Source organism: Flavobacterium sp. UGB4466, assembly GCF_903469665.1.
In the GTDB taxonomy this organism is placed as follows: Bacteria; Bacteroidota; Bacteroidia; order Flavobacteriales; family Flavobacteriaceae; genus Flavobacterium; species Flavobacterium lipolyticum.
Genome location: NZ_CAGKLC010000001.1, coordinates 86,114 through 101,018, shown reverse-complemented (window position 1 = coordinate 101,018; position 14,905 = coordinate 86,114). Strand labels below are relative to the sequence as shown.

The window sequence follows — 14,905 nt, the reverse complement described above, 5'->3', positions numbered from 1 at the left end:
AGACTGTTAGATCATACGAATTATAAAGTCTTTAGATAAAAAAATCCGTTTAAATCTGTGTCATCCGTGTTCCATTTTTAAGCATTCATTTTAGACCAAAATCTGAAATCAAAAACCAAATGAAATTAAAATTTTACATATTTTTATTTTTACTTTCCTCAGCTGTTTTTGCGCAACAAAAACAAGTTGAGACAAGTATTGATACTACAAAAAATAAAATTGGTGCCGAGTTTAAACTCACTCTTAAAACAGTTGTAAGTTCAAAATCTAAGGTTGTTTTTCCTAAACTAAAAAACATTGGTCCTTTAGAGGTTATTCAATCCTATCCTATCGACACTGTCAAGAAAAATGACACTTACGAACTGATTAAAAAATACGGATTAACCCAATTTGATTCCGGAAAATATACCATTCCGTCTATTAAAATTTTAATTGACAAGAAACCATATGCAACAGATTCTATTCGCGTTGAAGTGGCCAATGTAAAAGTAGATACGTTACAGCAAAAAATGTACGACATCAAAGACATTACTCCCGCAGACAATGGGATTGGTAACTGGTGGATTTACGTTTTGATTCTGATTGTAATTCTTGCCATCGGAGCGTTTGTTTATTGGTATGTTAAGAAACATCAAAAGAAAAAGATAGAAGAGGAAGTCTACAAAACTCCTATAGAAAAAGCGACAAGTTTGTTGAACAATCTGGAGCAGAAAGAACTGGTACAAAAAGGAGAAATAAAAGAATACTACAGTGAATTGACGGATATTGCCCGAAACTACATCGAAGAGGCAATTCATATTCCGGCAATGGAAAGCACCACTTCTGAATTGATTCAGGCCATCAGAACTGCTTCTACCAAAAAGAAGATGACTTTAACACCGGAAACCGTTGAAAACTTAGAACGTGTTTTACGTCAGGCGGATTTAGTGAAATTTGCAAAATCTAAACCCTTAGAGTTTGAAATCACAGAAGACCGAAATAAAATTCAGAAAGTAATCCTGACACTTGATAATGCTATTCCCACCGAAGTACCGGCAGAAGAAGAGGATCAATTGTTGAACGAAGCACAAAAACAAAAACAGATAAAACTTCAGTTGTTAAAGAAACGCAACAAACGTATTGCGATCTCAGTAGGATCTGTTTTATTTTTACTGATTGCCACTACCGCCTTCTTTATCGTTACAAAAGGTTTTAACTATGTAAAAGATAATGTAATCGGACATCCTTCAAAAGAATTATTAGAAGGAGAATGGGTAAAAAGTGAGTACGGAAATCCGGGCATCCTGATTGAAACCCCAAAGGTTTTAAAACGTATGGATACTCAAAAAGTCCTTCCGAAAGAAACCATGGCCCTCATCAAAGAGATGCAGCTTTTCGCTTACGGAAGCATGGTTGGAAACTTCTACGTAACCGTTTCTACCAGCAAGTTTAAGAATCCTGTAGAGCTTGACTTAGCCAAAGCATTAGAAGGTTCTTTAAAAGTTATTGAAGCTCAGGGCGGACAAAATATTATTGTAAAACAAGAAGATTTTCAAACCAATGAAGGCGTTCAGGGACTAAAAGGATACGGAACCATGACCGTTTTCAATCCTATTGACAAGACAAGTGCAAAAGCATATTATGAACTCTTACTTTTTAAACAAGATCAGGGATTACAACAGATCTTGATTTTACACGAAGAAGGAGATACCTATGCCAATGATATTACAACCAGAATATTAAATTCTGTAGAACTTAGAAAAGCGAGTAACTAATGGATAAGATAACTTTTTTAAATCCGGAATTTTTTTGGTTGTTTCTGTTAATCCCCATTGCGATCGCTTGGTTTTTCTGGAAACGCAACCAGCAATCGGCGACTTTAAAAATGAGTTCAACTCAGGGTTTCAAAAACAGCGAATCGCTATTGACCAAATTAAAACCTTGTTTGTATGTTTTCAGGATTATCGCTTTAAGCTCTTTAATCATTGCATTGGCAAGACCAAGAACGGTTGACATCAGCAATCAGACCAAGACCACGAAAGGGATTGATATTGTAATGGCAATTGACGTTTCGGGTAGTATGCTTGCCAAAGATTTAAAGCCAAACCGTATGGAAGCTTTAAAAAGAGTGGCCGCAGATTTTGTTGGGGAAAGACCTAACGACAGAATCGGATTGGTTTTATATGCCTCAGAAGCTTATACCAAAACTCCCGTTACAAGCGATAAAGCTATTATTCTAGAAGCGATCAAAGGAATTAAATACGACACGGTGCTGCAAGACGGAACGGGAATTGGAATGGGATTGGCAACAGCCGTAAACCGTCTAAAAGACAGTAAGGCAAAAAGTCGTGTGATTATTTTGATGACTGATGGGGTGAACAATGCCGGTTTTATTGAGCCTGAAACAGCTTCAGACATTGCAAAACAATACGGAATAAAAGTATACACGATCGGAATTGGTACCAACGGAATGGCTCCGTCGCCATACGCCTACGCACCAAACGGAGGTTTCCTGTTTAAAATGCAAAAAGTAGAAATCGACGAGCAATTGATGAAAAGTATTGCCCGCAAAACAGACGGAACCTACTTCAGAGCAACCAGTAACGATCGATTAGCCGAAATATACAGTGCCATCAATAAACTCGAAACTACCGAAATACAGGAACTAAAATTCTACGATTACGACGAAAAGTACCGAATATTTGTTTTACTTGCCGCCTTTTTGTTAGTATTGGAAGTAGGATTAAGAAATACAGTTTACAGAAGCTTTATATAATATTTTAGTCGCAGTCACAGTTTTCCGTTTAAAACTGAAAACTGCGACTGCGACTGAGAACTAGAATTAAAAAATGGAATTAGACGAAAAAAAATATTTATACCTTTTATTCTTACTCCCAATTGTGGCGTGCATTTTCCTTTTCAATATGTATTGGAAAAAGAAAAAACAACGTGAATTTGGTGATCTTGAAATGGTAAAAAGACTGAGCCCGGAACGCTCTGTTTTTAAACCTGTCCTAAAATTATCGGTATTGCTTTTGGCACTTGCCTGTTTAATTATCGGATTGGTAAATCCGAAGATTGGGACTAAAATGGAAACCGTAAAACGGGAAGGAATCGATATTGTTTTTGCCGTTGACGTTTCAAAAAGTATGCTTGCCGAAGATGTGGCACCAAGCCGTTTAGAAAAAAGTAAACAGCTGGTTTCTCAAATCATCAACAATTTAGGAAGTGACCGAATCGGAATCGTAGCCTATGCCGGAAGCGCCTTTCCGGTTTTACCAATTACTTCCGATTATAGTGTTGCCAAAATGTTCCTGCAAAGCATGACTCCCGACATGGTTTCTTCACAAGGAACTTCTTTAGACGAGGCCATCAGACTTTCCTCTACTTATTTTGACGAAAAAAGCAAAACCAGTAAATTACTGATTCTGATTTCCGATGGAGAAGACCACTCTGAAGGCGCTACAGCTGCTGCAGAAGAAGCCAACAAAATGGGAATGAAAATCATTACCATTGGTGTTGGAACTGAAAAAGGAGGTACCATTCCTTTAAAAGAAAACGGCGTAGTCAGAAGTTATCAAAAAGACCAAAACGGGCAAACCGTTACCACAAAATTAAATCAGGAAGATTTAAAAAATATTGCAAAAGCGACCAAAGGTGGTTATGTTTACGGCGGAAATACCAAAGAAGTGCTCGAATATATCAAGAATGCCTTAAATAACATTCAGAAAACAGAATTCGAAGCAACTCAAATGGCCGATTTTCAATCGCAATTTCAGTGGTTCATCGGATTTGCTTTTCTGTTATTGTTTTTAGACATTTTCCTTTTGGAAAGAAAAACAAACTGGATTAAAGAGTTGAATTTATTTAACGAAAAGAAATAATTGTTTCGCATAAAACCGGAAACAAAACATAAAAAAATTAGAATGAAAAATTTACTTCTTTATATTTTACTCACATTTTCTTTAGCAGTTTCTGCTCAGGAGAAAGACAAAACATTGCCTGAGGCCAATGAAGAATATAAGCAGAATAAATTTACGGACGCAGAAGCCAATTACAGAATTTCAGAATCAAAATTCCCAAAACGTACTGCTGCTCCTTATAATCTGGGAAACACTATATACAAACAGAATCAGGTTTCTGAAGCTAAGTTTGCTTACGCTAAAGCGATAAAAAATGCTAAAGCCAGACCTGATAAGCACAAAGCATTTCACAATTTAGGGAATGTTTTTATGAAAGAGAAAAATTACACACAGGCCGTTGAAGCTTACAAAGAAGCTTTGCGTAACGACCCTGCCGATGATGAGACCCGTTACAATTATGCTTTGGCAAAACAGAAACTAAAAGAAAATCCTCCGAAAAACGACAAAAACAAGGACAAGGATAAAGATAAAAAGAACGACAAAAAAGACGATCAGAAAAAAGACGGCGACAACAAAGACAAAAAGGACGGAAAAGACGATCAGAAAAAAGACGACAAAGGCGATAAAGACAAGGATAAAAAAGACGGTAAAAATGACCCTAAGAAAGATGACAAATCAGACAACAAAGGGGAGCCAAAACCAATGCCTGGAGGGATATCTAAAGAAAGAGTTCAGAATTTACTGGATGCCGTGAACAACGAAGAAAAGAAAATTCAGGACAAAGTCAACGCTCAAAAAGTAAAAGGTAACCAGAAAAAAACAGAAAAAGACTGGTAGGATTTCTTAGGTTAACCGTTTATTCGTTTAACTGTTAATTCGGACAAGCAGCAAAACTGTAGAAAAACGATTAAACAAATTACCAATTAAACGATTCAACATAAAAAAAGATTAAACAAGTAATGAAAAGATATTTAATTCTATTACTATTCACTTTTCAGGGACTTATGGCTCAAGTTCAATTTGAAGCCAGAGTAAGCAAGAATACGCTTGGAGTAAACGAAAGGCTTCGTATCGACTTCATCATGAATGTTGATGGGGACAACTTTGACCAGCCTTCTTTTGATGGTTTTAAAATTGTAGCCGGACCAAGCCAGCAAATCAGTCAATCCTGGATTAATGGAAGAAGTTCTTTTCAAAAAATCTATTCCTATATCTTACAGCCCGACCACAAAGGGACTGTAACAATCAAACAAGCTGCTATTGAATACAATGGTCAGATCTATAAAACGGCACCTTTAAAAATTGTGGTAACCAATGCCGTTGCACAGGAAAGAGATCCTAATGACAGACCTCAAGGATCAAGTACAGGTGATGAAATGCTACACCTTGTGGCCGAAATTTCAAAAACAAATCCGTATCTGAATGAACCTATAACTGTTGTTTACAAACTGTATTTCAACTATATCAATGTGACCGGTTTCAAAGAGTTGGCTAAACCTAAATACAATGACTTCTGGAATCAGAATATCGATATCAAACAACTTGCTGTTGAACAGGGAAGTTATCAAGGGCAAAGATGTTATTATGTAGTCTTGAAAAAGACCATTTTGTATCCACAAAAATCAGGAAGACTTACCATTGAACCACTTTCACTGGACATAGGCGTGCAATTGCCTACCAACCGTCGTGATATGTTCGGTCAGATGATTGTAAGCGACGACAATAAAGTAGTTTCGGCCGGAGCCAAAACAATCAACGTACGACCTTTACCGGAAGCTACCAAACCTGAAGGCTTTGGCGGTGCTGTGGGTAAATTTAATTTTACGGTTACCCCTTCTAAAACGACCTTGAAGAGCGGAGAAAGTCTTGACCTGTTTGTGAGCGCAGCCGGGAACGGAAACATGAAATTGTTTACTTTGCCAAAACCTGTCGTTCCTAATGCCTTAGAGATGTATGATCCGGTTCACGATGAAAAAGTAACCACTTCACTTTCGGGAATGTCCGGAAAAATAAGCGACAAGTACACCATTATTCCGCAATACAAAGGAAAATATGCCATCAAACCCATGCAGTTTTCTTATTTTGATTTGAGCACAGGTTCCTACAAAACGATCACTTCACAGGAAATCATGATTGACGTTTTAGACGGCCCAATGCCATCGGCAGCAAATACCCCTGCACATGCAGCTACAAATACAATTGCAAAAACGGAACAGTTCAAGTACATCAAACCTAAAACCACTTTGGTTTCGATCGCTAAAAATGATTTTTACGGTTCTAATTTATATTACACGCTATTGTTCCTGCCTTTCGTAATTCTGCCAATCATTATTCTGGCTAAGAAAAGAAAAGAAGCAATTGACGGCGACGTTACCGGAAACCGTATTAAAATGAACAATAAGCTGGCGAAGAAATATCTATCTGAAGCTAAAAAACAACTTAACAACAAAGAACCGTTTTATATTGCTCTGGAAAAAGCGATGCACAATTTCCTAAAAGCGAAACTGCATATCGAAACTTCAGAAATGAGCAAAGATAATATTAGCGAACTGTTATTGTCCCGAAATGCCAGCCCGGAATCGGTTCAAAGTTTTATTAATCTGACTGAAAACTGTGAATTTGCGAGATATGCTCCGGCATCCAGCACATCAATCCAACAGGATTTTGACAAAGCTGTTCTGATCATTTCGGACTTAGAGAAACAAATCGTTTAAACTTAAAAAATCAAACCCGACAAGTTTTAAAAAACCTGTCGGGTTTAACGACAATAAGATGAAAAATATAGTATATCTTTTTTTACTAATCACTCAGATTTTCTTTGCTCAAAGCAGCTTTGAAAAAGGAAATGCGCTGTATCAAAAAGGACAATATCAGCAAGCGGTTGATGTTTATGAAAGTATTCTCAAAGAAGACAAACAGCAATCGGCAGAATTGTATTTTAATTTAGGGAACAGTTACTATAAATTAAACAAAGTAGCTCCTTCGATCTATAATTATGAAAAGGCACTGGTTTTAAAACCACATGATTCGGAGACCCTAAACAACTTAAAATTTGCCAAAAAGCTAACCATCGATGAAATTAAAGAAGTCCCAAAAGTAGGTTTTGCAAAACTGATTCAGAATTTTACCGGAATCTTCGATTATAATACCTGGGCAATAATTTCTATCGCAATCGCATTTGCTTTCTTACTGACTTTTATCGGCTATTACTTCTCACAGCTTACGCTCTCGAAAAGAATTTATTTCATTGGAATGTTTGTTCTTTTGATCGCTTTGCTTTTAAGTGTTTCGGCAGGGATGTCTGAAAAAAATCATTTTGACAACGACCGTCCTGCAATTGTTTTTGCCGAATTAAGTGAAGTTCGCAGCGAACCTCAGAAATCAGGTTCTGCCATTATTCTACTGCACGAAGGAGCCAAAGTATATGTTTTGGAAACCGTTGGAGGCTGGAAAAAAATAGAATTAACTGATGGAACGGAAGGCTGGATGGATGCCTCTACCATTCGGGAAGTAAAATAAATATTCAAAAAAAATCAAATGAAAAAATCCCAAACACCCCTCTTAAAATGGTGTTTGGGATTTTTTGTATGGGTATCAATCACTTCGGAATCGCATCGATACTATAAATAAACTTAAGTTCAAAACCGCATACTTCTTAAGTTTACTTATGGCAAATTCTTGTTTTACAATTAAAAACTATAGATTTTTAAAGGCGTCACACAGTAATCCAGTTTCACATCTGATTCAAAAACATCCTCGATCTGATTTTCAGCTTCAAAAAAAGAAAGGCCAATCTTAATTGTCCCGGGTTTGCATTCTGACAGGAATTTATCATAAAACCCTTTTCCGTATCCTACCCGATTTCCAAAAACATCAAAAACTAAAAGCGGGACAAAAACGACCTCTATAGTTTCAGAAGGAACTTGCAAACCATTTACCGGTTCAGGAATATTGTATTCATTCTTTCTGATTTTGGTATTATCGGTCAACAAAAAATGCGTCATACCACGAGTCTCAAAATCACTTTTTGAAACTACTATTTCTTTATCTTTTCCGGAAAGCAAATGCAATACGTATTCTGTATTTACTTCCCGTTGCTCTTCAATCGGAAGAAAAACATGATAATAGATTTTATCCCAAATAGACAATTGGATTATATTATTGGCAATAGCCAGACTTTTCTCTTCGATATCATTTTCCGAAAGTTCTTTTCGAAGATTTTTATAGTGTAATCGTAATTCTTTTTTATTCGTCGGCATACTCGTCTCTGTTTTTAGACATATGGTAAATCGCATCTCCTTCGTACACGATGGGCGAGTGATTGGCATTGATCACAAATCCGTCATGCGGTGCTTTTACTTTTTGTTCAAATTTACCAAACGGATCGGTAATAATGGCTAAGATAGTCCCTTTCGTTACAAAACGTCCAATCCTGTTATAATCATGAAGCAGACCCGAACATTTCGCACGCAGCCAAACCGAATTTTTAATGTAGATAGAAGGATCTTCTGCGGTTTCGACAAGATGTTTTGAATCCAGCATATTCAAATAATTCAACAAACGCTTCACTCCCATTACCCCTTCATTTGCCACCGAATCATTAATATCCAGAGATTTTCCGCCCTCAAAAAGCAGCATTTTTATATTGGCCTTTTCACAGGTAGTGCGGAATGAACCGCTAATATTTTTAGAATACAAGGTAAAAGGCGCATTGAAAACATCGGCAAGTTCTTTCAGTTCCGGGTTGTTCTCCGTAATCCTGATTTGCGGAACATTAAATCGGCTCGCTCCCCCGGCATGAAAATCAACCGCATAATCAATAATTGGCAAAATTTCTGCTACGATATGATAAGCGAAACGGCTTGCCAAAGATCCTTTTTTGCTCCCCGGAAAAACGCGGTTTAAGTCACGCCCGTCGGGAAATTCTCTGGATTTATTTACAAAACCGTAAATATTGATAATGGGAATGCAAATAATGGTTCCTTTAGCGGGACGGTTGATTTTTTTGCTGATCAGCTGTCGGACTATTTCAACACCGTTAATCTCATCACCGTGGATTCCTGCCGAAAATAAAACGACCGGACCTTCAATTTTTGAACGGCGTACGATAATCGGAATATTCAATTTTGTAGTGGTATGCAGACGAGCAATTTCAACGTTTATTGTTTTACTTTCGCCCGGCAAAACTGATTCGCCAAAAATAATCAGGGGTTTACTGTTTTTCATGTGGAATTATAAAATCTAAATATAGAAATTATTCTTTTGATTTCGTAAATTTGAAACTAAATCAATGTTAAGCTTTTTAAGACCTCAAAAGGTTTTTTTAAGTTTAACAGCTATCTTCAGAAACAAAACAGAATGCACAAACCATCATCCTTAGATCTTCAAATCCTAACCTTGCCGGACAATCCGGGTGTGTATCAGTATTATGACAAAGACGGAAAGATTTTATATGTTGGAAAAGCTAAGAACCTAAAAAAAAGAGTCTCCTCTTATTTCAATAAAATACACGATACCGCCAAAACCAATGTTTTGGTGAAGAAAATTGTAACCATCAAACACATCGTAGTTCCCACAGAAACTGATGCACTTTTATTGGAGAACAATTTAATTAAAACACTCCAACCGCGTTATAATGTTTTGCTTCGCGACGACAAAAGTTACCCTTGGATCTGTATCAAGAAGGAACCTTTTTCGAGAATATTTTCTACCCGAAGAATGGTCAAAGACGGTTCTGAATATTTTGGTCCTTACACCAGTTTCAAAACAGTACATACTATTTTAGATTTAATCAAAGAATTATACCCTTTGAGGACTTGTAATTTTGATTTGAGTCCGTCTAATATTGATTCCGGAAAATTCAAAGTCTGTCTGGAATATCACATTGGTAACTGTAAAGGACCTTGTGAAGGACTTGAATCTCTGGAAGACTACCAAAGACAGGTTGATGCGATCCGCGAAATTCTAAAAGGGAATTTCAAAGAAAGCATGAAAGACTTCAAACGACTGATGACCAAGTATGCAAAAGACTTGCGTTTTGAAGAAGCTCAAAAAATAAAAGAAAAAATCGAAATTCTGGAGAATTACCAGTCGCGATCTACCATTGTCAATCCGAAAATTACAAATATTGATGTTTTCTCGATTGTTTCCGATGAAAGCTCAGCCTATGTTAACTTCCTTCAAATCTCACACGGATCGATTATACGTTCGCATACTTTAGAAATGAAGAAAAAGTTGGAGGAGACGGACGAAGAATTATTAGAACTTGCCATTATAGAATTACGTGAGCGCTTTCAGTTATTGTCTAAAGAAATCATCGTTCCGTTTGAAATTGATTTAGGTGAAAACATCAAAACTACCGTTCCTCAATTGGGAGATAAAAAACAAATATTAGAACTGTCTATTCGGAACGCGAAATTTTACCGAATCGAACAGCTCAAACAATTACAGATTGTAGATCCTGACCGACATACCAATCGGATCATGGCACAAATGCAAAAGGACCTGCGATTGCCTGTTGAACCCCGTCACATTGAGTGTTTTGACAACTCGAATATTCAGGGAACAAATCCGGTAGCCGCCTGTGTAGTTTTTAAAGACGGGAAACCCAGCAAAAAAGACTATCGTCATTTTAACGTTAAAACCGTCGAAGGTCCTGACGATTTTGCCTCGATGACCGAAATTGTCTACCGACGTTACAAAAGGTTATTAGATGAAAACGAACCACTGCCGCAATTAATCATCATTGACGGTGGAAAAGGACAGCTTTCTGCAGCATTAAAAAGTATCGACGCTCTCGAACTGCGCGGCAAAATTGCGATCATCGGAATTGCGAAACGTCTCGAGGAATTGTTTTACCCTGGAGATTCAATTCCGTTGTATCTCGATAAAAAATCCGAAACCTTAAAAGTGATTCAGCAGCTGCGAAATGAGGCGCATCGATTTGGGATCACTTTTCACAGAGACAAACGAAGCAAAGCCGCACTTAACTCCTCAGTAGAAGGCATACCCGGCATTGGCGAAAAAACAATGCTTACGTTAATACAACATTTCAAAAGTGTTAAAAGATTGAAACTGGCTACCGAAAAAGAAATATCTGATGTAATAGGGGTATCAAAAGCCAAAAAAATTGTCGACTTTTACAAAACCAACTAGTTATCTTTATGCGCCCAGATCAACTGCCCCACAAAAATACCACATCGAAACCTTTTTTTTCTCCACTGAAAAAAGATGTTTCTAAAGTTGTTCTATTCTTTCCAAAAGGAAAGTTTCTTTGTAGTTCGCAGTTGTCTGTTTCGATCTGGAGCACAGCACTATTCCTTTTTATAGTGTTACTTCTAAATCCGCAAAAAACATTTTCACAGGATCAAAAAAAAGACAGCATTAAAAGACCCAAAATCGGATTGGTTTTAAGCGGTGGAGGCGCAAAAGGATTCGCTCATATTGGAGTTTTAAAAGTTCTGGAAGAAGCCGGAATTAAAATCGACTTTATCGGTGGTACCAGTATGGGATCTATAATCGGCGGACTTTATGCTTCGGGATACAATGCCTCTCAAATTGATTCCATTTTCAAGAAAACCAACTTTGATGAACTCATCAACGATTACATACCGAGATCGTCCAAAAACTTCTATGGCAAAAAAAATGATGAGTTATATGCCATTTCATTACCTTTTAGCAACTTCAGAATCGGGATTCCGGAAGCCCTTTCAAAAGGAATGTACAATTACAATTTGTTAAGTGGTCTTACTCGGAATGTACGTCATGTACGTGATTTCAATCAACTTCCAACTCCTTTTTTATGTATCGGAACTAATATTGAAACCGGAGAAGAAGTTTTACTAAACAAAGGAAATCTCGTTCAGGCTATGATGGCAAGTTCAGCATTCCCCTCCCTGTTCACCCCTGTCGAAATTGAAGGAAATTTACTAGTAGATGGAGGTGTAGTCAACAACTATCCCATAAAAGAAGTTCGTAATCTGGGTGCTGATATTATTATTGGTGTCGATGTTCAGGACGATCTTATGAATCGCAAAAATCTGAAAAATGCGACCAAGATACTCGTACAGATTACCAATTTGCAGTCTATCGATAAGATGAAAAACAAAATCAAGGATACCGATGTTTATATCAAACCGGACATTCGCGATTATGGCGTAATTTCATTTGACAAAGGAGAAGAAATTATCCGAAAAGGAGAAGAAGCAGCTTTTGCGGTCTATGAAAGAATCAAATCTTTAACCGATGAAGCTCATTTTTATAAAAAACCTAAACTAAAAATTGCCAGTGACACACTGCAAATCAAACAGATAAACAGTGAAAACCTTGAGAATTACACAAAAGAATACATTCGCGGAAAACTGCGTTTTAAACCCGGAAGTACGATTACTTACAATGATCTGAAAACCGGAATCAATAACCTGAATGCCACCCAGAACTTCAGTACTATTTCCTACTGTTTACAGCCGGATGACCAACAGGACGATCTTGATATCGTCTTAAAAGAAAATCCCACTCAGACTTTTCTAAAACTAGGTCTGCATTATGACGGGCTGTACAAAAGTGGAATTCTGCTAAATCTTACCCACAAAAAGACCTTTTTAAAAAATGATGTTACCTCGCTTGATGTTATTTTGGGAGATAACTTCAGGTACGACTTCAACTACTATATAGAAAACGGTTTTAATATCAGTTTTGGATTTCAGTCCCGTTTGAATCAATTTAATCGGAATGTCACCACTAGCATTAATACCTTAACAGCACAGAATCCAAATGTAAATCTGATTAATGTTGACTTTTTAGACATTACCAATCAGGCCTATTTTCAAACCATCTTTGTACAAAAATTTTTAATGGGGGGTGGTTTTGAATACAAATATTTAAAAATAGACTCTCCAACACTTACCAATACCGTAAATACTATTGAAAAGAGCAGCTATCTTAGTCTTTTTGGTTACTTAAAATACGATTCATTCGACAGCAAAAGCTTCCCTCGTTCCGGCTTGTACTTCTCTACCGATTTACAAACCTACTTAGCGTCGTCTGACTATACACGTCAATTTAAACCATTCTCGATTGCAAAGGCCGAAATTGCTTTCGTAAAAACGTTCTTCAGAAAGGCTACTTTCAAAATTGACGCCGACGCAGGGTTTAACATTGGCAGCGACAGCGTTCCGTTTTTCGACTTTATACTCGGAGGATACGGTTATAGCAAAATCAACAACTTCAATTATTTTTATGGATACGATTTTCTAAGTATAGCCGGAAACAGCTTTATAAAAACGGGGATTACGCTCGATTATGAAATTTTCAAAAAGAATCACGTAAATCTTTCTGCTAACTTTGCCAACTTGGGAAATGATATTTTTACTAAGGTCGACTGGATCTCAATGCCAAAATATACCGGATATGCTGTTGGTTATGGACTGGAAACCATCATTGGCCCAATCGAGATTAAACAATCCTGGTCTCCGGAAATGTCTAAAAGCTATACCTGGTTTAGTATTGGGTTTTTATTTTAGCACTAAAGCAAAGAATGGTTCAACAAAATTGTACTATTTTTTTGCCCATTAAAAATTATATCAAAAAAAATTAAAAAAAATCATGTTTGTAAATGATATAATTTATAATTTTACTCAGCAAAAATTACGACATTTGTTATAATGAAAACAAAATGGACAGGTTTATTAGAGTATCTTCAATTCCTCATCAAGAGAAATCCTGAGTGAAGCTATCGAATTGAGATAATTGGTCAATTTTAAGAAATTGAGCTGGTTATCTGTTCACACAATTCAAATTTTCAAATTATCTAATTTTAAAATTATCTAATAGAAAAGCCATGCCATTATATCACAAACTTGGAGACTTCCCTCAAAAGAGACACACACAATTCGAAAAACCTAACGGAGGTTTTTACTACGAACAGTTATTCGGAACTGAAGGTTTTCACGGACACTCGTCATTATCTTATCATGTTCACAGACCAACTCAGGTAAAAGAAATTTTAAATTCCTATTCCGTTGAGCCAAAAATTGCCATCGGAAAAAATATAAAATCGTTACTTTTTAAAGGTTTTGAATTAAAACCTGAAAATGACTTTTTGGACAGCCGTAAAGCGATGATGGTTAATAAAGACTGTATCATTGGACTGGCTGCTCCTAAAGAATCACTTCGAAATTATTTCTACAAAAATGCCGATGCTGATGAAATGCTTTTCATCCATAAAGGAAAAGGAAAATTAAGAACCATGTTAGGTAACATTCCGTTTGAATATGGTGATTACTTAATTATTCCACGAGGCATTATTTACCAAATCGAATTCGAGACGGAAGAAAACCGACTTTTTTATGTCGAATCCTACTCCCCTTTTTATACCCCAAAACGTTACAAAAACCAATCGGGACAGCATTTAGAGCACTCGCCATTTTGCGAACGCGACTTTATTTTGCCAAACGAACTGGAAACACATGACGAAAAAGGCGATTTTTTAATTAAAATCAAAAAAGAGGGCATGATTCATGAAGTGGTTTATGCGACACATCCATTTGATGTTGTGGGTTGGGACGGTTACAATTTCCCATACGGATTCTCGATTCATAATTTTGAACCTATAACGGGACGTGTTCACCAACCGCCTCCGGTACACCAAACATTCGAAACGGCTACTTTTGTCGTTTGCTCTTTCTGCCCAAGACTTTACGATTATCATCCGAAAGCAATTCCGGCACCTTACAATCACAGCAATATAGATTCTGATGAAGTTCTATATTATGTAGACGGTGACTTCATGAGCCGTAACAACATTGAGCAGGGTCATATCACTTTACACCCAAAAGGAATCCCACACGGTCCTGCGCCAGGCGCGATGGAACGTAGCATTGGTCACACAGAAACACAGGAATTAGCCGTTATGGTTGATACTTTCCGCCCACTTATGGTTACAGAAGAAGCCATGGGTCTTGACGACGGTCAGTATTATAAATCCTGGACGGAGTAATTCACTAAATCAATCTAACCGCAAAGTTCGCAAGGATTTTACGCTAAGATTCTTATTCCAACTTTGC

General features: G+C 37.0%; 11 protein-coding genes. 9 read left to right on the top strand and 2 right to left on the bottom strand.

Going from position 1 to position 14,905, the window contains the following annotated elements; all coding sequences use genetic code 11:
• Positions 1 to 119: 119 nt before the first annotated feature.
• From JO950_RS00420 to JO950_RS00395, 6 genes are all read left to right on the top strand, one after another.
• Positions 120 to 1,754: a transmembrane domain-containing protein gene (locus tag JO950_RS00420; protein ID WP_202700557.1), complete on the top strand. Its 1,635-nt coding sequence runs from the start codon at positions 120 to 122 to the stop codon at positions 1,752 to 1,754.
• A complete protein-coding gene (locus JO950_RS00415) occupies positions 1,754 to 2,755 on the top strand; it encodes a VWA domain-containing protein (protein ID WP_202700556.1) in 1,002 nt (333 codons plus the stop codon). Before JO950_RS00420 ends, JO950_RS00415 begins: the two co-directional genes overlap by 1 nt.
• 73 nt (positions 2,756 to 2,828) lie before the next feature.
• Entirely contained in the window at positions 2,829 to 3,863 is a 1,035-nt protein-coding gene (locus JO950_RS00410; RefSeq protein ID WP_202700555.1) for a VWA domain-containing protein, read from the top strand.
• 42 nt (positions 3,864 to 3,905) lie between these two features.
• The gene (locus tag JO950_RS00405; protein ID WP_202700554.1) at positions 3,906 to 4,679 is read left to right on the top strand and encodes a tetratricopeptide repeat protein; all 774 of its coding nucleotides are present in this window, start codon (positions 3,906 to 3,908) and stop codon (positions 4,677 to 4,679) included.
• A gap of 122 nt (positions 4,680 to 4,801) precedes the next feature.
• Positions 4,802 to 6,556, top strand: a complete 1,755-nt coding sequence (locus JO950_RS00400) for a BatD family protein (RefSeq protein WP_202700553.1) — start codon at positions 4,802 to 4,804, stop codon at positions 6,554 to 6,556.
• A 58-nt stretch (positions 6,557 to 6,614) separates the two neighbouring features.
• Positions 6,615 to 7,361: a tetratricopeptide repeat protein gene (locus JO950_RS00395; RefSeq protein WP_202700552.1), complete on the top strand. Its 747-nt coding sequence runs from the start codon at positions 6,615 to 6,617 to the stop codon at positions 7,359 to 7,361.
• 170 nt (positions 7,362 to 7,531) lie between these two features.
• On the opposite strand, the gene JO950_RS00390 is transcribed toward JO950_RS00395, so the two are convergent.
• Positions 7,532 to 8,101: a 5-formyltetrahydrofolate cyclo-ligase gene (locus JO950_RS00390; protein WP_202700551.1), complete on the bottom strand. Its 570-nt coding sequence runs from the start codon at positions 8,099 to 8,101 to the stop codon at positions 7,532 to 7,534.
• On the bottom strand, positions 8,088 to 9,068 hold the full coding sequence (locus tag JO950_RS00385; RefSeq protein WP_202700550.1) for a succinylglutamate desuccinylase/aspartoacylase family protein: 981 nt from the start codon (positions 9,066 to 9,068) through the stop codon (positions 8,088 to 8,090). The genes JO950_RS00390 and JO950_RS00385 overlap by 14 nt, the downstream gene beginning before the upstream one ends.
• 132 nt (positions 9,069 to 9,200) lie before the next feature.
• Between JO950_RS00385 and uvrC the strand changes: the two genes are divergently transcribed.
• The 3 genes from uvrC to JO950_RS00370 all read left to right on the top strand — a co-directional run bounded on the left by uvrC (position 9,201) and on the right by JO950_RS00370 (position 14,838).
• Complete coding sequence (gene uvrC / locus JO950_RS00380) at positions 9,201 to 10,997, top strand: excinuclease ABC subunit UvrC (RefSeq protein ID WP_202700549.1); 1,797 nt, start codon at positions 9,201 to 9,203, stop codon at positions 10,995 to 10,997.
• An 8-nt stretch (positions 10,998 to 11,005) separates the two neighbouring features.
• On the top strand, positions 11,006 to 13,363 hold the full coding sequence (locus JO950_RS00375) for a patatin-like phospholipase family protein (protein WP_202700548.1): 2,358 nt from the start codon (positions 11,006 to 11,008) through the stop codon (positions 13,361 to 13,363).
• A 317-nt stretch (positions 13,364 to 13,680) separates the two neighbouring features.
• Positions 13,681 to 14,838, top strand: coding sequence for a homogentisate 1,2-dioxygenase (locus tag JO950_RS00370; protein ID WP_089077449.1), 1,158 nt, complete (start codon positions 13,681 to 13,683; stop codon positions 14,836 to 14,838).
• The last annotated feature ends 67 nt before the right edge of the window (positions 14,839 to 14,905 follow it).